Below are 20,208 nucleotides of genomic sequence, written 5' to 3'. Positions count from 1 at the left end.
GACATGTACTCTAGAAAAGAAGAAATCTTGCAAACGATTGAACTGCATAAAAAAGGTCTGACTGCTGCGGAAGTCGCAGATATTTTGCAGATTGACCGCAGTAACGCTAGTCGCTATTTGAGTGAACTGTATAAAGAAGAAAAAATTCAAAAACGTTCCGGACGACCAGTGATCTACGAAGCGATTTCTGATGACCAAGTACATGTGGATACTTCTACTGATATCACGTTTGAAACCTTGGTGGGCGAAAATGCATCACTAAAAGTTAGCATTCAACAAGCGAAAGCCGCCATTTTATATCCGCCAAGAGGGTTGCATACCATTATTTTTGGTGAAACTGGGACGGGGAAATCTATGTTTGCAGAGTGTATGTATCATTTTGCGGTTCAATCGAGTATGTTAAAAAGAGATGCGCCGTTTGTTTCATTTAACTGTGCTGATTATGCGCAAAATCCACAATTGTTATTTGGGCATATTTTTGGTATTCGTAAAGGAGCATATACTGGCGCAACTGAAGACAGCCCAGGATTAATTGCTAAAGCAGACGGGGGTATTTTATTCTTAGATGAGATTCATCGTTTACCTCCAGAAGGACAAGAGATGCTCTTTACGTTTATTGATAAAGGCGTATATCGTCCACTAGGGGAAAGCGCCCAAGTGTATGAAGCTTCAGTACAAATTATTGGTGCAACCACAGAATCTTCGGAATCTTTTTTAACAACATTTAATCGTCGAATTCCGATGGCGATTACGTTACCTAGCTTAGCGGCACGTTCATTAGATGAACGGTATGAAATTATTTCGTTGTTTATCAAACAAGAAGCCAATCGTTTAAATCAAGGGATTCAAGTGGAGAAAGAAGCAATTTTAGCCTTTATGTTATATGATGCCGAAGCGAATATTGGGCAAATTAAACGTGATTTGAAGTTGGTTTGTGCTAAAGCATTTCTTCATTATCGGACGCATCGTCAAAAGACCTTGTTGATTCGCAAAAAAGATTGTTCACTCCAAGTTCAAAAAGGACTTTTAAAAGTCAAAGAAATGGCTGATCGTTTGGATCGTTTCTTAGAAGGGAAAGGCGAATTTTTGAGCTTTGAACCGGGCGAAGCCGATGTTGTTTGGTCACGTGATCCCGAGCGAAACATGCAAGTGTATAATGATATTGAAGAAAAAGTGTCCAGTCTAAGTGAAACAGGTGTTGCAAGTGTGGATTTGGAGAAATTAATTTCACGTGATGTGGATGCCTATTTTGAGACATATGTCGAAGAGTTAGCACAAACCCCCGTGCAAAAAGAATTGATTCCACCAGAATTATGGAAACTCACCAATCGGTTATATGATATTGCCGAAGAAGAATTGGACCGCAAATATAACGAAAAAGCACGCTTTGCCTTTGCCATGCATTTACAAAGTACTCTTGATCGCGTAGCAGAAGGGCATATGATTGTTCATCCAGACTTGAATACGGTGCGCAAACAATTGAAGTCTGAATTTCAAGTGGCATTAGATTTATCCAGTATTATCGAAGAAGAATGCGATGTCGAAATTCCTTTTGATGAAATTGGCTTTATTAGTATGTTTTTATCCATACAAGTGGGTGAATATGAACCATTACCCTTGAATAAAGTGGGCGTTGTTGTGCTAATGCATGGGCGTGCAACGGCTAGTAGCATGTTAGAAACAGCCCAAGAATTGTTAGGAACAACGACCGGTCAAGCGATGAATATGTCGTTAGAAACCGAAGTCCAAGACATGTATGAAGACTTACTGGCGTATATTTCTGAATCACGAGACGAACTATCCAATGGGGTATTGTTGTTAACTGATATGGGTTCGTTAAATTCGTTTGTGAACTTAATCTATGAAGAAACTGGTATTCGTACGAAAGCAATTTCAATGGCAAGTACAATGATTGTGATTGAAGCCTTGCGTATGTCGGATGCAGGGCGTAGTTTGGAAGATATGTATCAAAATATTCAAATCTCTTTTGAAAGTATTGTGCGTGAGCAGTTTCGTTCGTTACATGAAACCAAGCGCACGAAAAAAGCCATCGTGGTTACCTGCTTTACTGGCGAAGGTGTTGCGGCAAAGCTGTATCAGCGGATTGCGCCAGTTGTCGATCAATCGAAAGTGGAAATTATTCAAATGCAGTTTATCGAACGGGAAACATTTAAAAAACATATTGATGGTTTATTGGAAGAGTATGAAATTCGTGCGATTGCTGGAACGGTTGAGGTAGAGTACCAAAATATTCCATTTTTCTCTGCGTATGATATTTTCAACCATGACCAACTAAATATGTTGAAACGGATTGTGAGTGACGATGTACCGATTGAAACGATTGTTGAATCATTGAAAGGAACGATTACGCATGTGGCTTCTTTGCAGTCATTGATTATTGATTTGCAAAAAGCCGTACAGCAAATTCAATCCCAGATGCATTTAATTATTGAACCAAGTGCCGAAGCAGGTATTGTTATTCACTTAGCCTTTTTAATAGAAAGTCTCTTAAAAGAAGAACCAACGCGCCATTTTCCTAATTTAGCAAACTTTCAAAAGCAATATCGCTTAGAAGCCGATCAATTGCGGACAAGTTTAATGTTGATTGAAAAAAATTATACGGTACGGATTCCAGAAGATGAAATTGCCTTTTTAACACAAATGTTCATTGAGAACAAAGTAGATACACACTACAATAATTACACACTTAGAGACAGTGTGTAGTGTGGAATTGCACACTGTGTAACATTCTGTATAGACCAAAAGCTAGATTTATCAGTTTTTGGTCTATTTTATTTTTGGCACGCTTCTTGCTTTATAGTTAAGTGTAAAGAAAAAAATGAAAGAGATGAACAAACATGGCAAAAAAAACAATCATGTTAGTATGTTCTGCTGGAATGAGCACTAGTTTATTAGTAACTAAAATGCAAAAAGCAGCGGAAGACAAAGGAATGGAAGCAGACATCTTTGCAGTATCAGCTTCAGATGCGGACAATCATTTAGAAACAAAACCAGTGGACGTTTTATTATTAGGCCCACAAGTTCGTTTTATGAAAGCCCAATTTGAAGAAAAACTTGCACCAAAAGGAATTCCATTAGATGTAATCAATATGGCTGATTATGGCATGATGAATGGTGGAAAAGTGTTAGCGCAAGCCGAAGCATTAATGAAGTAGAAACGTAGGGGGAGCAAGTTATGGATGAGAAAAATTTAGAAGCCATCATGGGATTAATTATGTATGGCGGTAATGCAAAAAGCGATGCAATGGAAGCGATTGCCGCTGCTAAAAAAGGTGACTTTGAATTAGCAGATCAAAAAATCAAAGACGCTGAAGCTTCCTTAGTAGAAGCACATCATTCTCAAACAGGTTTATTAACAAAAGAAGCGCAAGGGGATCATATGACAGTTACCTTATTAACGGTACATTCGCAAGACCACTTGATGACATCTATTGCATTTACTGACTTAGCAAAAGAAATTGTTGATTTATATCGTCATGTAGACGCGAAGTAATTTCATTTTTTACTATTTTTGAACGGATAGAAAAATTATTGAAACTGTGTATATTTATATGAACTTATAGGAGGAAATAAGAATGAACGGATTGACAGCATGGATGGAACGAACCATTCTACCAGTCGCAGCTAAAATTGGGGGACAAAAACATTTAGTTGCGTTACGTGATGCTTTTATCGGTACATTACCAGCAACAATGGCTGGTTCAGTAGCCGTAATGATTAACGCACAGATTACTTAACAGTAGCAAAACTATCAATTGGACCTGGTTTATTCAATATCAATGAACCTGTTATGTTTGGTTTACCGGTTGTATTAAATGCAATCATGTTTATCCCATTCATCTTAGCACCAGTTTTTTTCAATAAAATTATTGATTCAGTATTATATGATATTGATAGTGCGACCGGTAGAAAATTAAGTGTGAAACAATTGAATCAATTTGAATACGTCAAAGAATTTTCTAAATTAAATCGTGCAAAAATTAAAATTGAAAAAGTTGTGCCAAACAAAGCGTACCATTTTCGCACATCGACAACGAGAAATGATTTTCATGTAAAATATGATATTGTTTCGATTGATGAGCATACCTGTGAAGTCCGTTATCAAGAAACGATGGAGTCATTTGGTACAATGCAAAAAATGAATGACATGCTTTTTGGAATCATCTTAGGCTTTTTCAAAAAACGTCAATTTAAACGTATGCTCACCATGATAGAAGAGTCGTGTTAAAAGAGTCAACACGGACTCTTTTTTCATTTTTAATGAGGGGGGAAATCAATGCAAGAAACAACGAAAGCAGAAGCAATCTATCAACTTGCCCACTATGCGTTTCAATTTAATCAAAGTGAAGAATATAAAAATCGTTTAAACTACATTGTGGAACATTCCAAACATTATGGGTCATATGATGGTGAAACCTTAGCCAGTCAGATTCTTGCCACGCCCTTAAAAGTCCAATTTTTTAATCAAGTATTCGAAATGGCGGGTGTTGGATTTGTTTCTTCTGATCCAAGTTATCGCGGTGAAGGACGGATTGATCAGTTGATGACGGATATTTTAAATGACTGCAAAGAAAATAAGGTTCTGTTTTCTTATCTGGCACCATTTTCATATCCCTTTTATCGTCGCTACGGCTACGAACTAATTTTTGAACGAATTGCTTATGATGTTCCAAGTCGTAAATGGCCAGATAGTAAACGGGTGCCAGGGAAAATTCGTCGTCAAACATGGGAAGATGCGAAAGTAGACATCAAAACAGTCTATCAAGCCTCTAACCGTAACAAACATGGTGGTTTACAAAGAGAAGACTGGTGGTATGACTATAAATTCCGTATTCAGCGCCCGTATTATTTTGCGATTTATTACAATGAAGCAGGAATGGCAGAAGGCTATTTAGTTTATCAAATTCTAAATGGGAAATTCCATTGTGCAGAATGGGAAGTCTTGAGTGGTCATGCATATCATGCGCTAAATCGTTATATTGCGACACATAAAGAGTCAGTGAGTGAAATTCGTTACGAACAAGGATATAATAAAAATAGTGCGTTCTTTTTACAAGAAAAACCACTTGTCAATGCGACGATTCGTCCAGAAATGATGGTACGTATTGTTGATGTAGAAGCATTTTTAACCATTTATCCATTTGATAACTTACAAGAATCATTTGCGATTCAGATCCCTGAAGACAGCTATGCTTCATGGAACGAAGGAATTTTTGAAATCAATACAGATGGAACCATAAATAAAGTAGCGAAAACCAAGCTACCGACTTTAACCCTTTCTGTGCAACGATTTACGCAACTATTTTTAGGTTATCAATCTTTACAACAGCTCGTCTTTTTCAATGAAGTAACAGTGGATGAAAAATTGATGCCTGTGATTGAAGCGATTTTACCGAAAGAAACGCCTGTTTTAGAAGATTATTTCTAAGAAGTTATTTTATCGCTAACCTTGCGTTTTTGGAAGGTTAGCGATAAAATAATAACAGACTTTTTGTCACTCGTCCTCTTAGTTAAATGGATATAACAAGGTCCTCCTAAGACTTAGTTGCTGGTTCAATTCCGGCAGGGGACGTTAGAAAAAAGCTGGAATCTTTGTGATGCAAGATTTCAGCTTTTTATTTACAATTAGCTACTATTTTAGATGATATTACTAGTGTTTATGTTGCTACTAAAGATAATAAATGTGTTTGAATTTTTGTTTAGATAAGGAGGAATATTGGGAAAAATAATTTTTTTAGATGTTGATGGAACGTTGTGTAATGAGGCAGGAAGAGTACCCGAAAGTGCGAAACAAGCAATTATAAAAACGTATGAAAATAGTCACGATTTCTTTTTATGTACCGAGCGTTCAAAAGCGGAAATTCCTGAAGAAGTGTTCAACTTACTAATTAGAGGTATGATTGGTGCCGGTGGTGGTTATTGCGAAGTTGATGGTGAAATTATTTTACATGAAGTTTTTGATGCTATTGAACTAAAAAAAATCGTCACTTTTCTTGAAGAAAATGCAGTAGAGTATTATTTAGAATCGAATCAAGGATTATTTGCTAGTAAAAATCTTAAACAGAAGTTACAAAGCTTAGTGTTAAATGGAACGCCAAAAGACTCAATTGAAGGACAAACAAAATTACAAGATATTACTTGGTTTTTAGATCTTTTAATTGAAGATCACACACAAATTGATTATGAAGACGTTAATAAGGTTTCTTTTGTAAATCAGACAGTGCCTTATGAAAAAATTCATGAGAAATATGATGGTGAGTTCTATATGTTACGAAGTACCGTTCCTATTTTTGGTCCAGATAGTGGAGAGATTGGTATCAAAAATATTACTAAAAAAATAGCCATTGAAACCGTTATTCAGTATCTAAAAAAAGAAAAATGTGACACCATTGCATTTGGCGACGGGCATAATGATTTATCGATGTTTGAAGCAGTTGAACTTCGTATTGCGATAGGCAATGCGCAAGCTGTTTTAAAAGAGGCTGCAGATATTGTGACACTTACACACGATGAAGGTGGTATAGCAAGTGCTTTAGAGGAACTGCATTTATATTGAAGCGAAAAATTATTTTGAAAAAACTGATGTCAGTCCAATAGAGTGCGAAAAAAACTGTCACTTTCTAGCAGTGGCAGTTTTTTTGTATATTTAAAATTTTATTTCAGCGTTTTTATAGTGGCGGATAACTAGTTGTCTTTGGATTATTAAGATAGTCAGGATGATAATTATCAAGGGGATACTACCCACAGCCAAAAAGCGAGCGAATGCAAAGGGAAGTTCAAATAAGAAAGAAAAGATAAAATCTTTGCCAGTTGCATTCCATAATCCAGGTGTTAAGAAGGCTTTTTGTGGATGTGTCAATAGCGTAAAATCGATAGCCGTATTATTTGACGTTCGAAAGATAATGAATAGTGCAATAAAAATAGCAAGCGAACCAAGTAAAGCATTTCGGTTTCTTTTCTCCCGTTCGATTTTGGACTCATTATCTGAAAATATTTCATGATTTTGAGAACTAGAACCAATAAAATATTGTTTGCCACTATTTTTAGAACCCCGGATATGTTGTCAGCCGCTGTCTGACATAAATAGGACATATTCTTCAAACGCATCTTTTGTAGGAAACTTACGGTAATCTAATTGGATGATTCTGTGAGTTGGCGTAGATTGTTCAAACGTATACCCTGTCGTGCCATCAACAAGTTGCCAACCTTTGGCAAGTTCTTTATTTAACCACCGTTCCTCTTTTTCTAACGATAAGAAAAACTTAAATTGTCTCTTCATTTTTTTCACCCCTATTATTTGAATCAAATATATTGATACAATGTTGCATTCTTAACACTTCTGCTTCCAAAATTTGTTTGCCATATTTTGTCGTCTGATATATTTTTCTGCGCTCATTGTTAGAAGATAGTTGTTGCAACATATCTAATTTAAGAAAATTTTCAATAGCACCATACATTGTACCGGCAGCTATTCGAACCTCTCTTTGACTCAATTCTTCAATTTTTTTGATTGCCAAGTAGCCATAGATAGGTTCAGAAAAAGCAATTAACAAATAAAAAACCGTTTCAGTTAAAGGTAATTGATTACTTTTCATAACGTCACCTCACTTTGTGTAGTTCAACTAGTCAGTCTAATTGTATATCTTAGCTATATAGCGTGACTGACTAGTTGTCAATTAAAATAAACAATCATTTCATTTTTCTTCTTGTCTTAAAGTGTACTTTCACATGTATAATAATGATGAGGTGATAAAATGAAGAAGGTATTATATTTGATGCGACATGGTGAAACATTGTTTAATCAGTTGCATAAAATTCAAGGTTGGTGTGATTCTCCGCTAACGACTAAAGGAATCGAGCAGGCAAAAATTGCGGGCGATTATTTTAAAGAAAATCAGATTGTTTTTGATGATGCCTATTGCTCAACCTTAGAACGAACGTCAGATACATTGGAATGTATCACAGATATTCCTTATACACGTTTAAAGGGATTAAAAGAATGGAATTTTGGCCGTTTTGAAGGCGAACCAGAATTTTTGAATCCTGCATTGCCCTATGGTGATTTTTTTGTTCCATTCGGTGGCGAACGAGAAGTTGATTTAAGAAATCGTGTCGCTGAAACAATCGCACAACTCATGCGCACGACAAAAGGCCAGACGATTTTAGCGGTCTCACATGGTGCATCTTGTCGCCATTTTATGCGTTATTGGAGTCATACAAGTCAAATTGATTCAAATAAAATTAGCAATTGCTGTATTTTAAAGTTTGCGTATCATGAAGATGAAACGTTCGAATTATTGGAAATTATTAATCATGATTTCGCTCATTTAAACTAAAGGAGTCTGATGAATGGAAATTAGAATGTTAAAATACTTTCTAACCGTTGCAGAAGAACAGAATATTACCCAAGCAGCAAAAAAATTGCACATCACGCAACCAACATTAAGTCGTCAGATTCGTGATTTTGAAGAAAGTTTGCAAATGACGTTGTTTGTCCGTCAAAATAAAAAATTGTATCTGACAGAATCAGGCTTGTTTTTGAAAAAAAGAGCAGAAGAAATTTTGACGTTGAATGAAAAAACGGAACAAGAACTTGCCAACTACCAACAGACGATTTTAAATGGTCAAATTTCTATTGGTTGTGTAGAAGCGGAAAGTTCACATTTTTTAGCAGAAATGTTGGAAGAAATGATTGCAGATCATCCACAAGTGACGTTCACTATTTTTAGTGGAACGAGTAATGATATTATCGAAAAATTAGATAAAGGATTGTTAGATATGGCGGTATTAATCGAACCCGCTCCCATCGAAAAATACCACAAATTAATCTTACCTGAAAAAGAAATTTGGGGATTATTAGTTTCAACGGAACACTTTTTGACTCATCGAGAAACTGTTTCGGCAGAAGATGTTTTAGGAATGCCATTAATTTGTTCAAGTCGCAAAGAAGTGCGCACGATGTTTTGTTCGTGGGGTGGATTTGACGAAGAGGCACTAACGATTATTGGTAAATACAATTTAATCTTTAATGTCATTTCACTTGTTGAAAATAAAGTCGGGGCTGCAATCGCAATTAAAGGAGCTGTCGCAGAGCGCAAAAATAAGATTAAATTTTTACCGTTTGTGCCAGAAATGACGACTAATTGTGTCCTTGTCTGGAAAAAAGAAGGTATCCTTAGTGCAACCGTACGAACATTTATTAAGAAAATTGAACATGCTTTGAAGGCATGAAACGAAGCTTAATAGGTATTGGACGGAAAATAAAAAGAGCTGTACCATGAACTTGTAAGTCGTTCGAGTAAATGGTACAGCTTTTTTGAGGTGAGAAAATGACAGTTATAATCTATTTTTCTAGAAAAAATGAAAACTTTTTGAATGGACAAATCACGCCACTAACCAAAGGAAATACTGAAATTTTGGCAGAAAAAATTGGTCAACAATTACAGGCACCTATTTTTGAAATTCGGCCCCAAATACCTTATCCCTATAGTTATACAGAAACCATCCATGTGGTCGAACAAGAAAAGCTGGAAAATCTCAAACCAGCTTTTTATGAATTACCCATTGATTGGCATTATGTTGATACATTATTTTTAGGTTTTCCCAATTGGTGTGGTTCGATGCCTAAAGTTGTGAGTCATTTTTTAGAGTCGGTCGATATGTCTGGGAAAATCATTTATCCATTTTGTACCCACGAAGGAAGCGCGTTTGGATTGAGTCTCATCGAATTAAAGCAAAGGTGCCCTCACGCGATTATCAAATTAGGTTTACCAGTTAGAGGTTCCAGAGTGGAGAAAGCAGATAACGCTATTTCACATTGGTTGGTACAATAATTTAATCATGGAGGAGAGAGACATGGCAAAATTTGAAGAAGTAAAAAATGGTGTGATTTTTCCAAGTGGAGAAAAAAATGACGCATTTGCACCATACTTTGTAGGACAAAGTTATTTGAAAACGTTGGTGGCTGATCCATCGTTAAATGTAGGTGTTGGGAATGTGACTTTTGAACCCGGTTGTCGCAATAATTGGCATATTCATCACGATGGATTTCAGATTCTATTAGTGACTGGTGGTGAAGGATGGTACCAAGAAGCAGGAAAAGAAGCGCAATTTTTACAAGCAGGTGATGTCATTGTGACACGTGATGGTGTCAAACATTGGCATGGTGCTACTGAAGATAGTTGGTTTGAACACTTGGCAATTACTGCGGGAAGACCTGAATGGTTGGAACCTGTTTCAGATGAACACTATTCAAATTTAAAAAAATAAGAAAGAAGGAAAAAGACGATGGCAAAACAAACGGCTGGTAGAGATAATTTAGGCGAATTTTCCCCACAATTTGCGGCCTTAAATGACGATGTATTATTTGGTGAGGTATGGGATCGAGAAAAACAATTGTCTCTCCGTGACCGTAGTTTAATTACAGTGGCAAGTCTATTAACACAAGGCGTTCCCCAATTAGAAGCACATTTGACGATTGCCAAACAAAATGGCGTAACCAAAGAAGAAATTGTGGAACTGATTACCCATTTGGCTTTTTATGCTGGGTGGCCAAAAGCGTGGTCGGCATTTAACTTAGCGAAAGAAATTTTTGATGAGAGTGAATAATGAATCGATACGATGATAAAGGAGAAATGATGCGATTTTTTTCAATGAAACTAATTGCTTTGCTATCAGTGGCTTTAGTTGTTAATTCGGCACCAGCTATTTCAGCGAATATTCCAGAGATTACCAAAAGTTTTCCAGAAATCAATCCAATTTATGTGGGCTTATTGACTACTATTCCATCGTTCTTTTTGATTATTGGCGTTTTTTTAACTAGTGTACTTGAAAAGTATATCGGAAAAAAACAAACAATTTTGACAGGTTTGATGATTGTCGGGATTTTTGGCACACTACCCGCTTGGTATCAAGGGAGTTTTGCTTGGCTGTTTCTTTCAAGATGTTTATTAGGCTTAGGCATTGGTTTGTTTAATCGTTTGTTGATTCAAATGATTAGTCACGTATTTCAAAAAGACAATCAAAAAAAAGCAAGAGCGTTAGGTTTAGAAAGTGCCTGTGAAGGTTTAGGTGGCATCTTTATGACGCTTGCAGTCGGACAATTAGTTAAAATGAATTGGGAAATATCGTTGATAATCTATGCTTTTGCGATGGTTAGTTTTCTGTTTGTCTTGTTGGTGATTCCCAATGAACGATTGAATACAAGACCGGTGGAAGATAAGTTGGACGTGTCGATTACCAAAGGGCGAAAACTGAAATCCATTTTATTAGGTGGTATTTTATTTTGTATTGTGTTGTTGTTCATCAATTACAATTTACAAATTACGCCACTGTTAATCGAACAAGGAATTGGCAATGCAACAAACGGCAGTCATATGATTGCGGCCATTGCGACAGGTGCTTTTCTAGCAGGAAATGTCTTTGGAATTACGTATCGTTATTTGCAACGTTGGTTATTGCCGATTGCAACAAATATTGCGGGAATGAGTATCTTTTTAACGAATCTATCCACTTCTGCATTTTTTACATTGGTATGTTCTTTGGTGTTAGGATTTGCTTTTCGACACATTATGCCCTATTTCATGCATACCTTTACAACTGGTGGAGAAGCAGTGGCGAAATTTGGAACAACGGTGGTGTTGGTTGCGTATAACTTAGGGGCAACACTGGCACCTTATGCGTCACAAGCGATCACTTTTTTCAGTGGAAATCAACATGCGAGTAATCAAATACTGATTACTGGAATCTTATTAGGTGGAATTGGCTTGATGCTAGCGTTTTTTAATAAAAAGGTGACTATTTAGGAGGGATTTCAATGAAATATGTCAAATTAGGCAATACAGGAATGGATGTTTCAAGAATTTGTTTAGGTGCAATGAGCTTTGGTGATCCTGAAAATTGGTTGCATAAATGGGTTTTAGAAGAAGAAGAAAGTCGGACGATTATTAAACGTGCGCTTGATTTAGGCATTAATTTTTTCGACACAGCCAATGTTTATTCATTAGGTCGTAGTGAAGAAATTTTAGGGAAAGCTTTAAAAGACTATGCCAACCGCGATGAAATCGTCTTAGCAACCAAGGTTCATCAAAAAATGTTTGATGGACCTAATGGACAAGGATTATCAAGAAAAGCTATTTTGTCTCAAATTGATCAGAGTTTACAACGGCTACAAACGGATTATGTTGATTTATACATCATTCATCGTTGGGATTATGACACACCAATTGAAGAAACAATGGCTGCATTACATGATGTCGTTAAAGCTGGCAAAGCTCGCTATATTGGTGCATCCGCGATGTACGCTTATCAATTTCAAAAAGCAAATAACATTGCTGAAAAAAATGGTTGGACAAAATTTGTTTCGATGCAGAATCATTTGAATTTAATTTACCGAGAAGAAGAGCGAGAAATGATTCCTTATTGTGTCGATCAAGGGATTGCATTAACGCCATATAGTCCGCTTGCTTCTGGCAAATTAGTGAAGCCTTTTTCAGAGACATCTTTACGAAGAGAAACAGATGTTGTCCAAAAAGCAAAATACGGTGAAACCGCAGATAAAGATCGAGTGATTATCGAACGAGTTGCGGAGATTGCTACAAACCACGCAGTGAGCCGCGTAGAAGTGGCACTAGCCTGGTTATTACAAAAGGAAAATCTAGCGGCGCCGATTATTGGTGCAACCAAATTAAGTCATGTGGAAACAGCAGTGAAAGCTGTTGAGTTTAAATTGACAAAAGAAGAAGTCGTTTATTTAGAAGAGGAATATGTTCCACATAAAATTGTTGGTTTTTCATAAGACTTCAGAGTCTGTGACGTAAGTAAAATTGAGGCAAAGGGTACGGTTAGGATTATAGAAACGTATGTCAGCCTCTTAAGCTACATAGATTAGGAGGAATCTCATATGAATATTTCAGAGGTAGCTACGCGTTACAATTTAACACCGGCAACATTACGGTATTATGAAAAACAAGGGTTGTTGCCGCCGATTACGCGCAACGCATCTGGAAGACGGGTGTATACTACGGCGGATTTAAATTGGATTGAATTTATTAAATGTATGCGTGACTCGGGATTATCGATTGAATCGTTAGCGAAGTATACAGACTTATATCAAAAAGGCGACTATACTTTGAAAGAACGGCAAGATATTCTATTAATTGAATATGAAAAATTACTTGAAAAGCAGCAACAAATCAATACAACTGTCTCAAAACTGGAAAAGAAAATAAAAAATTATGATAAAAAAATAGTACAGCATCAGCAACAAATTGTAGAGAAAACAGATGATAGAGGAGTAGAAAATCATGTATCTCTTTCAAAAAATTGAAGAAGCTGTTTTTAAGCAATATGATGCGAGACGTACCATTGGCGAATTTCTTTTAGCTAATCGTGAGTAACTCACACAATATACGATGGATGATATTGCTAAATTAACCCATACGTCTAAAGCAACTCTGGTGCGTTTTGCTAAATATTTTGAGTACTCCGGTTGGAAAGAATTTATGTATGCGTTCACGCATGAAGTTGCCCAGTTTGAGGCGAATGGTTTTACTATTGATACGAATATTCCATTTGGTGGAGAGAACTTGAAAAAGAAGTGATACCAACATTGGAGGAATTGCAAATTGGTTTAGTTGCATATAGTCCTTTAGGAAGAGGGTTTCTTACAGGGAAATTGACTAGAGAAGCTATTTCTTCTGATAATGATAATCGTGCTGACTTGCCAAGATTTACAGCAGAAGCGTTTCAAGCAAATCAAGTCATACTAGACTTATTACAAAAAATTGCTACTGAAAAAAATGCGACGATTGCTCAAATATCGCTGGCGTGGGTGTTGGCACAAAAGGATTGGATTGTTCCAATCCCAGGAACAACCAAAAGTCAACGAGTGAATGAAAATATTGGTTCGACAGCAATTTCTTTTTCTCAAAACGAATTAAGTGAGATTAACCAAGCCGTTGAGCAGTTAGAAATTGTAGGCGAACGTTATAATCAAGAACAAAGTAAGCGCATTGGCAAATAATGCATCTTTAACTCTACATGTGAATCTGAAAGAGTCTGTGGTCATCGATTATACCACAGACCCTTGTTTTAATGCCCCAATGAAGACGACAGAGCGATGGTCTTTGGCACCGCCACACAGTCTAATAATGAAATCAGCGTCATTTTTGAATAACTACCTAAAAGAAAGCGATTTCTGTTACAATAGAATATATAAAAAGGAGTTAAATAAAAAACGGGGTGTAATAGATGAATAGAGCGACAAGAAGAAAATATCGTATTTTGACAGTGGCTGGTTTGTTAATCGCATTAGTCATATCTTGCATGTTCACGATTGTCATGGTGATGCGCCACACAAAAGAAGTATCTGCTAAAAATGCAGCGAAATCTGAAGCAGTTGAAAAGAAACAAAAGGAAAAAATCAAACCGTTAACTGAACCGTTACTTGACTTAGAAGAAAAAGAACAAACAAAGAGCACTCCAGCAAAAGAGGGCGAGTTTGTCTTACGCTCTGTTGGCGACTTATTAATCCATGAAACAGTCTCCTATATGGCAGATACAAGTAACCCATTGTATCAATCTGCGATGGCATCATTAAAGACTGATGGAATTGATGTGGATACTTTAGCAGCAGGGAATGAAACAAAAGCGAGTGAAACAGAACAAGTGAATTATGATTTTTCTCCAATGTTGGCACAAATTGCGCCGTTTACAGAATATGCAGATGCAACGATTGCGAATCTAGAAGTAATTACAGCCTATCCAGAATTACCTATTTCAGGTTATCCGCAATTTAATGCGCCGAGTTCACTATTAAATAATATCAAAAACATTGGGGTTGATATTGTTAGTAATGGCACGAATCATACCCTTGATTGGTTTAGCGAAGGGGCGCTTACGTCTATTGAACATATTCGTGAAGCAGGATTGATGTATTCTGGTAGTTACGCGAGTGAAAAAGACCAACAAACACCACGAATTATTGATGAAAATGGGATTAAGTTAGGTTTTTTAACGTACTCTTATGGTACGAATGGGATTCCAGTGGATCCAGGGAAAGAATACACGATTAGTTTGGTGGATGTAGAAAAAATGGTTGCGGATGTGACCAAACTTAAAGAAGAAGTCGACGCTGTTGTGGTGACATTGCAATTAGGGCAGGAATATGAAACCTTACCAGATGATAATCAACGCTATGTTTTTGAGATGTTAAGCGAAGCTGGTGTAAAATTAATTTTAGGTGGACACCCGCATGTGTTACAACCAATGGATTGGTACAATGGCAAAGAGACATTTGCGATTTATTCTCAAGCGAGCTTTTTAACGGGACAAGTCAATATCGAAAACAAACAAGGTGGGATTACGGAAGTTACTTTTAAACGCCAAGAAGATGGTGAAGTGATGGTAACGAATCCTAAGTTTATGCCGCTATTTATTTTAGGCGTTGAAAATGAAAAAATGTATGAAGTTGTTCCGTATGCAGATTATCAAAAATATACTATTCCTCAAGGTGCAGAATGGTGGGGAATGCTTCAAGAACGAATGACGACTTACACAGATGATTTTGATTACGTGACTCATTTAGAAACAGCACGTACGAAAGAAGCGAAAGACAAACATCGTTAAAACTGAAAAAAGCTGAAACTTTGTTGATTAGAGTTTCAGCTTTTTTGCTATCTTAATTCCAACGCTGTCTGTGCTACTTTGACGCCATTGACTAACAGCACAATCACATGTTTTCCTGGATAGTGGCGTCGTGTGGTCAAATTGGCACATTTGTGTGTACGTGTACCTGTCCAACAGTATTCGCCTTGTATTTTTTTATCAGATAAAAGAAATTTTTTGCGACTTGTTTTTCCATTGGCTTTGACAAAATCAATGCCATATTCGATACGAACTTGCGTTGCTTGTTTGGTGGAAAGATGCACGGTATAGTCAAGTTCGCATGTTTCACCAATCGTTATTGTAGTAGGCGTTGTGCCAATCGCAGCTTTGCTAACTGCTTGTTCGTCTAATGCATATCCAAATAAGCGCATCGCTTGTGGATGGGTATCTTTGATTAGTGTACGACAGGCACGACGAACAATCCAATTGGTCTTTTCATTGGTACCTAACCAATTTTCTGCTAAATTTAGGACAAGTTCCGGATGATCTTTTGAAATATCATTCAAATTATTGGCCACACTTTTACGGACATACAACGAAGAATCATCTTTCAGCAATTCTAAAAGGTCCAAGACGGGTTGTGGATTTTCTTTGAACATAGGCAATGCTTCCGCCCAAGGGAGTCTTGGACGACAGCCTTCACTTGCTAAGCGACGGAGATGTTCATTGGGATGCAATGCCCATTGTGTCAGTTGTTTCATCGTTCGTTTGGAATCCATTAATAAAAAGGGGCGGATAGCAAATTCTGAAGAAGAAGCTGAAGTAAACGTTTCGAGAGCCGTCATTGACAATTCCCAGTCGGTTTCGTTTTTCCCGTAAATCGTGACAAAATCGGGAAAGAAGAGATAAGCAAATCCTTGACAGGTCTCAGTGAGTTGAAACAAAATATCTAAAGCTTCGTCATATTTGGCTGGTAAAAACAATCCTAATGTTGTGGCAATATGTTTGGCGCGTGCACGAACCGATAAGTCTTCCCACGTCTCATCTAAAACGGCTAGAATAAATTGTTCGTTTGCAAAATGCGGATAGATCTTTGTTACTTTTTGACTAAAAGTAGTTAAAAATTCGTTGGAATAAATATCTTTTAAATTGGTTGCCATTTTTTCCTCCCTAATAAAATGATAGATAAGCTAACTATTTTTTTAGTATAACATTCTTTTAGGAATGAAAAAGAAGTATCTGATAATAACGGATAATTACTAGTTGGAAAAATGATTTTTTATTAAATAAACGAATGATTTGCTATAGATTTTATTAAAAATAGCAGATTATTCGTTTATTTTGATTGAGAGCGGATTTTAGAAAATAAATGTGAATCCGCTTTATTTTTTAGATTCTTCGGCAAAAGGGATCATTTGCGAAATGGTTGAAGGAAAAAGCAACGGAGTATTGTTATTTATCTGATTGGTCGGTATTGTATTCATATGTTCAGAATATTCAGATAAAACTGAACGAAAGGAGGAAATACTATGACGAGCTTTTTTAGTTGGAATTTGGTAGTCGAATATTTTCCTAATATTCTCAGTGCACTACCAGTTACGCTAATGATTGTGGCAATCGCGACATTGGTGGGTTTGCTCTTTGGAGGGGTGATAGCATTCATTCGTATTGAAAACATTCCCGTTCTTAGTCAATTAGGCGCAATTTTTGTTTCATTTATTCGAGGCACGCCGATTCTTGTTCAATTGTATGTCGTTTATTACGGTGTACCGATGTTACTACAATTGATTCAAATTGATGTCAGTTCGTGGAATAAAATTATTTTTATTTACATTACGTATGGATTGAATACCGCTGCTTTCCAATCGGAGACCATCCGAGCCGCAATTTTAAGCGTCCCAGCGACACAAAAAGAGGCAAGTATTGCTTGTGGGTTAACCAAATATCAAATGTACACACGAGTCATTTTTCCTCAAGTCGTTCGCGTTGCCTTGCCTGCATTTGGTACAACGACAATTGCATTATTACAAGATACGTCCCTCGCATTTACCATCGGTGTTATTGATGTCGTCGGTAAAGCACGAGCAATTGGCGCTGTGACGTTCCATACATTAGAAGGATATGTTGGTGCCGCAATTATTTTCATTGTACTAAGCATGATTCTTGAACGCGTGTTTGCTTTATTGGAACGCAATATGAGTTTTGAGCAAAAGCGAACGATACATGTCTCATTACCAAAATTACTTTTATTTAAACGAAAAAAAACGGAATTGATTTAAGGGAGGAACTAGGATGAAAAAATCAAAATGGGTGACTAGTGGATTATTAACAGCAACACTATTTTTATTAGGGGCTTGTGGAGGAAATTCTGCTGCAAGTGAAGAAAAAGGAACTACAGTGAAAGTAGGAACTGGTAATGATGCCCTTCCTTATGCTTATTTAAATGAAAATGGCGAATTAGATGGTTATGATGTTGCAGTGTTAAAAGCAATTGATGAAAAGTTAACGGATTATAGCTTTGTTTTAGAAGGAGCTGATTTTCCAACGACATTATCAAACTTAGAAAGTAAAAAAGTTGATATTGCGGCATATGAATATGAAATAAATGACGAACGTCAAGAAAAATTTATCTATGGCGATGTCGGATACTCTGTATGGGATACGTATATTATTTTTGATCCAGACAAAGGCGAAACTTATGATACTTTTGATGATTTAGCTGGTAAAAAAATCTATGTGACGACTGCCACGAACCAAGCAGTCATGGCTGAAAAATATTTATCTGAGCATCCCGATGCCTTTGAATTGATTTATGGCGAATACAACAATGAACAAATTGTACAGGCGTTGACTTCCGGGGCAGTTGATGCCACGTTAGGTCCGCAATATCAGTTAGATAATTGGAATGAATCGTTTAGTACATCATTAGAAAAAGGGAGCGATCCAGTTCACAACTCAAATGCCTTTCTATTGTTTAACAAAAAAGCCGATGAAAAATTAATTGAAGCAGTCAATACAAGTTTACAAGAATTAATTGATGATGGAACAGTTAAAAAACTTTCTGAGCAATACTTAAAAGGAGATTACGTTCCTAAATAAGAGAGGTGAGAGTCATGAGTTTTGATTTTAGTACGATGCTTCGATCATTGCAAGTTGCCAGTCAATATATTGGTACCACACTATTTATGGCAATCGTATCTCTAGTCATTGGGATGGTCTTAGGGCTAGGCATTGCGCTGATTCGATTATATAAAGTGAAAATATTGTCACCTATTTTTCAAACAATCATCACGCTTTTAAAAGGAGTCCCCATTGTTTTGATTATTTTAGGGATGTATCTTGTCGCCTCAAAACAATTTGATGGTTGGGCAGAATCATTCGGATGGTCTTTACGCTTTAAAGACTTCCATATGATTTGGATTGCGATTGTTGCATTGAGTATCTTAGCAACAATTAATAGTAGTGAAATCTTTCGTGGTGCGTTTGCATCCATAAAAAAAGGGCAACTTGATGCAGCGCATTCGATTGGTTTATCTCCTTTTCAAACCATTCAGCGTGTTTTGCTCCCCCAAGCAATTCCGGTCTCTTTGCCGATGTTTAGTAACTTATTAATCAATTTAATTAAAGCATCGGCATTGGGATCTATGGTTAGTGTTGTAGACGTCTTTGCAGCAGCGAAGATTACTGCGCAACAAAATTATCGTTTTTTAGAAGCATATATTGCGGTAGCGATTGTCTACTGGGCAATGAGTTTTGTCATTGAAAAAGGAACCGGATTTTTAGAAGAACGAATGACACGTAAATTAAGGAGGTCGGTCACATGATTACCATGGAGATACGTAATATTCATAAACGCTTTGGCTCAAATGAAGTGTTAAAAGGCATTGATATGGATATCAAAAAAGGGGAAGTAGTCGTGTTATTAGGGCCGAGTGGTTCGGGGAAAACCACCTTTTTGCGATGTTTAAACTTTTTAGAACATGCCGATCAAGGAACGTTGATGTTAGGTGGTGTAAAAACAACTATTGAAACAGCCACGAAAAAAGAAATTTTACAGCATCAACGAAAAACGGCGATGGTTTTCCAAAATTACGCATTATTTTTAAATAAAACGGCAAAAGAGAATATTGCTCTGCCGATGGTTTTAGCACAAAAAAAATCACCAGAAGAAGCAGAAAAGATTGCCTTAAAACTTTTGGAACAAGTAGGACTAGCTGATCGGGCTGATTTTTATCCTAGTCAAATGTCAGGTGGGCAACAACAACGAATCGGGATTGCACGAGCATTAGCGTTAAATCCAGAAATTATCTTGTTTGATGAACCAACCTCTGCGCTGGACCCAGAATTAGTTGGACAAACCTTACATTTAATGCAAGAAATTGCCAAAACAGGAGCGACGATGGTATTGGTTACCCATGAAATGCAATTTGCTTATGATGTCGCAGATAAAGTCATTTTTATGGAAAATGGTCATATTGTCGAGCAAGGCACACCAAAAGAAGTCTTTGAACAAACGAAAGAGGAGCGAACCAAAGATTTTCTCGCTCGTTTTACAAGTCAATTAGCTGGGTAGGAGGAAAA

The 20,208-nt window shown here is 36.8% G+C and carries 22 protein-coding genes, 1 tRNA gene and 3 pseudogenes; 23 read left to right on the top strand and 3 right to left on the bottom strand.

Annotated elements, in window-relative coordinates; genetic code table 11:
- Nucleotides 1-3: 3 nt before the first annotated feature.
- The 8 genes and pseudogenes from PYW32_RS08755 (at nucleotide 4) to PYW32_RS08720 (ending at nucleotide 6,577) form a co-directional block, all read left to right on the top strand.
- Complete coding sequence (locus PYW32_RS08755) at nucleotides 4-2,724, top strand: sigma-54-dependent transcriptional regulator (RefSeq protein WP_016174678.1); 2,721 nt, start codon at nucleotides 4-6, stop codon at nucleotides 2,722-2,724.
- A gap of 134 nt (nucleotides 2,725-2,858) precedes the next feature.
- On the top strand, nucleotides 2,859-3,176 hold the full coding sequence (locus PYW32_RS08750) for a PTS sugar transporter subunit IIB (RefSeq protein WP_016174679.1): 318 nt from the start codon (nucleotides 2,859-2,861) through the stop codon (nucleotides 3,174-3,176).
- A gap of 20 nt (nucleotides 3,177-3,196) precedes the next feature.
- A complete protein-coding gene (locus tag PYW32_RS08745) occupies nucleotides 3,197-3,514 on the top strand; it encodes a PTS lactose/cellobiose transporter subunit IIA (protein WP_016174680.1) in 318 nt (105 codons plus the stop codon).
- Between the two features lie 82 nt (nucleotides 3,515-3,596).
- A pseudogene (locus tag PYW32_RS08740) lies at nucleotides 3,597-3,752 on the top strand (PTS sugar transporter subunit IIC); the annotation flags it as partial.
- Nucleotides 3,753-3,772: 20 nt separating this feature from the next.
- Nucleotides 3,773-4,249 (top strand): annotated as a pseudogene (locus tag PYW32_RS08735) (DUF3284 domain-containing protein); the annotation flags it as partial.
- 48 nt (nucleotides 4,250-4,297) lie between these two features.
- Nucleotides 4,298-5,449, top strand: coding sequence for a GNAT family N-acetyltransferase (locus PYW32_RS08730; RefSeq protein WP_016174683.1), 1,152 nt, complete (start codon nucleotides 4,298-4,300; stop codon nucleotides 5,447-5,449).
- A gap of 72 nt (nucleotides 5,450-5,521) precedes the next feature.
- Nucleotides 5,522-5,593, top strand: a tRNA-Arg gene (locus PYW32_RS08725).
- A 144-nt stretch (nucleotides 5,594-5,737) separates the two neighbouring features.
- On the top strand, nucleotides 5,738-6,577 hold the full coding sequence (locus tag PYW32_RS08720) for a Cof-type HAD-IIB family hydrolase (protein ID WP_016174684.1): 840 nt from the start codon (nucleotides 5,738-5,740) through the stop codon (nucleotides 6,575-6,577).
- Nucleotides 6,578-7,084: 507 nt separating this feature from the next.
- On the opposite strand, the gene PYW32_RS08715 is transcribed toward PYW32_RS08720, so the two are convergent.
- Both PYW32_RS08715 and PYW32_RS08710 read right to left on the bottom strand, forming a co-directional pair.
- Nucleotides 7,085-7,300, bottom strand: coding sequence for a DUF2812 domain-containing protein (locus PYW32_RS08715; protein WP_016174685.1), 216 nt, complete (start codon nucleotides 7,298-7,300; stop codon nucleotides 7,085-7,087).
- Nucleotides 7,284-7,616: a PadR family transcriptional regulator gene (locus PYW32_RS08710; RefSeq protein ID WP_016174686.1), complete on the bottom strand. Its 333-nt coding sequence runs from the start codon at nucleotides 7,614-7,616 to the stop codon at nucleotides 7,284-7,286. Before PYW32_RS08710 ends, PYW32_RS08715 begins: the two co-directional genes overlap by 17 nt.
- Before the next feature lie 159 nt (nucleotides 7,617-7,775).
- On the opposite strand from PYW32_RS08710, the gene PYW32_RS08705 reads away from it, so the two are divergent.
- From PYW32_RS08705 to PYW32_RS08655, 11 genes and pseudogenes are all read left to right on the top strand, one after another.
- A complete protein-coding gene (locus PYW32_RS08705; protein ID WP_211210775.1) occupies nucleotides 7,776-8,357 on the top strand; it encodes a histidine phosphatase family protein in 582 nt (193 codons plus the stop codon).
- 13 nt (nucleotides 8,358-8,370) lie between these two features.
- Entirely contained in the window at nucleotides 8,371-9,252 is an 882-nt protein-coding gene (locus PYW32_RS08700; RefSeq protein ID WP_016174688.1) for a LysR family transcriptional regulator, read from the top strand.
- 98 nt (nucleotides 9,253-9,350) lie between these two features.
- On the top strand, nucleotides 9,351-9,854 hold the full coding sequence (locus tag PYW32_RS08695; RefSeq protein ID WP_016174689.1) for a flavodoxin: 504 nt from the start codon (nucleotides 9,351-9,353) through the stop codon (nucleotides 9,852-9,854).
- A gap of 22 nt (nucleotides 9,855-9,876) precedes the next feature.
- Complete coding sequence (locus PYW32_RS08690; protein ID WP_016174690.1) at nucleotides 9,877-10,290, top strand: cupin domain-containing protein; 414 nt, start codon at nucleotides 9,877-9,879, stop codon at nucleotides 10,288-10,290.
- Between the two features lie 18 nt (nucleotides 10,291-10,308).
- Nucleotides 10,309-10,629 carry a carboxymuconolactone decarboxylase family protein gene (locus tag PYW32_RS08685; RefSeq protein WP_016174691.1) on the top strand — a complete coding sequence of 107 codons (321 nt, stop codon included), beginning with the start codon at nucleotides 10,309-10,311 and terminating at the stop codon, nucleotides 10,627-10,629.
- Nucleotides 10,630-10,658: 29 nt separating this feature from the next.
- Nucleotides 10,659-11,825, top strand: coding sequence for an MFS transporter (locus PYW32_RS08680; protein WP_016174692.1), 1,167 nt, complete (start codon nucleotides 10,659-10,661; stop codon nucleotides 11,823-11,825).
- A gap of 11 nt (nucleotides 11,826-11,836) precedes the next feature.
- The gene (locus tag PYW32_RS08675) at nucleotides 11,837-12,817 is read left to right on the top strand and encodes an aldo/keto reductase (RefSeq protein ID WP_016174693.1); all 981 of its coding nucleotides are present in this window, start codon (nucleotides 11,837-11,839) and stop codon (nucleotides 12,815-12,817) included.
- A 105-nt stretch (nucleotides 12,818-12,922) separates the two neighbouring features.
- Nucleotides 12,923-13,348 carry a MerR family transcriptional regulator gene (locus tag PYW32_RS08670; protein WP_016174694.1) on the top strand — a complete coding sequence of 142 codons (426 nt, stop codon included), beginning with the start codon at nucleotides 12,923-12,925 and terminating at the stop codon, nucleotides 13,346-13,348.
- A pseudogene (locus PYW32_RS13385) lies at nucleotides 13,326-13,604 on the top strand (MurR/RpiR family transcriptional regulator); the annotation flags it as partial. The gene PYW32_RS08670 and the pseudogene PYW32_RS13385, both read left to right, overlap by 23 nt.
- A 26-nt stretch (nucleotides 13,605-13,630) precedes the next feature.
- A complete protein-coding gene (locus PYW32_RS13380; RefSeq protein WP_248636467.1) occupies nucleotides 13,631-14,044 on the top strand; it encodes an aldo/keto reductase in 414 nt (137 codons plus the stop codon).
- Between the two features lie 227 nt (nucleotides 14,045-14,271).
- Nucleotides 14,272-15,648, top strand: coding sequence for a CapA family protein (locus PYW32_RS08655; RefSeq protein ID WP_016174697.1), 1,377 nt, complete (start codon nucleotides 14,272-14,274; stop codon nucleotides 15,646-15,648).
- A 47-nt stretch (nucleotides 15,649-15,695) separates the two neighbouring features.
- Here the strand turns inward: PYW32_RS08655 and PYW32_RS08650 are convergent, their stop codons facing one another.
- Nucleotides 15,696-16,787 (bottom strand): DNA alkylation repair protein, encoded by a 1,092-nt coding sequence (locus tag PYW32_RS08650; protein ID WP_016174698.1) that lies wholly within the window; start codon nucleotides 16,785-16,787, stop codon nucleotides 15,696-15,698.
- A gap of 369 nt (nucleotides 16,788-17,156) precedes the next feature.
- Between PYW32_RS08650 and PYW32_RS08645 the strand changes: the two genes are divergently transcribed.
- From PYW32_RS08645 to PYW32_RS08630, 4 genes are read left to right on the top strand one after another with little or no spacing between them, the layout of a single operon-like run.
- Complete coding sequence (locus PYW32_RS08645) at nucleotides 17,157-17,906, top strand: amino acid ABC transporter permease (RefSeq protein WP_016174699.1); 750 nt, start codon at nucleotides 17,157-17,159, stop codon at nucleotides 17,904-17,906.
- Nucleotides 17,907-17,919: 13 nt separating this feature from the next.
- Nucleotides 17,920-18,726 carry a transporter substrate-binding domain-containing protein gene (locus PYW32_RS08640; protein ID WP_016174700.1) on the top strand — a complete coding sequence of 269 codons (807 nt, stop codon included), beginning with the start codon at nucleotides 17,920-17,922 and terminating at the stop codon, nucleotides 18,724-18,726.
- 14 nt (nucleotides 18,727-18,740) lie between these two features.
- The gene (locus tag PYW32_RS08635; protein WP_016174701.1) at nucleotides 18,741-19,451 is read left to right on the top strand and encodes an amino acid ABC transporter permease; all 711 of its coding nucleotides are present in this window, start codon (nucleotides 18,741-18,743) and stop codon (nucleotides 19,449-19,451) included.
- The gene (locus tag PYW32_RS08630; RefSeq protein ID WP_016174702.1) at nucleotides 19,448-20,200 is read left to right on the top strand and encodes an amino acid ABC transporter ATP-binding protein; all 753 of its coding nucleotides are present in this window, start codon (nucleotides 19,448-19,450) and stop codon (nucleotides 20,198-20,200) included. The genes PYW32_RS08635 and PYW32_RS08630 overlap by 4 nt, the downstream gene beginning before the upstream one ends.
- The last annotated feature ends 8 nt before the right edge of the window (nucleotides 20,201-20,208 follow it).

Origin of the sequence: Enterococcus saccharolyticus subsp. saccharolyticus (assembly GCF_029023825.1) — a bacterium.
Lineage (GTDB): Bacteria > Bacillota > Bacilli > Lactobacillales > Enterococcaceae > Enterococcus_F > Enterococcus_F saccharolyticus.
This window is presented reverse-complemented; position numbering and strand designations above follow the sequence as displayed.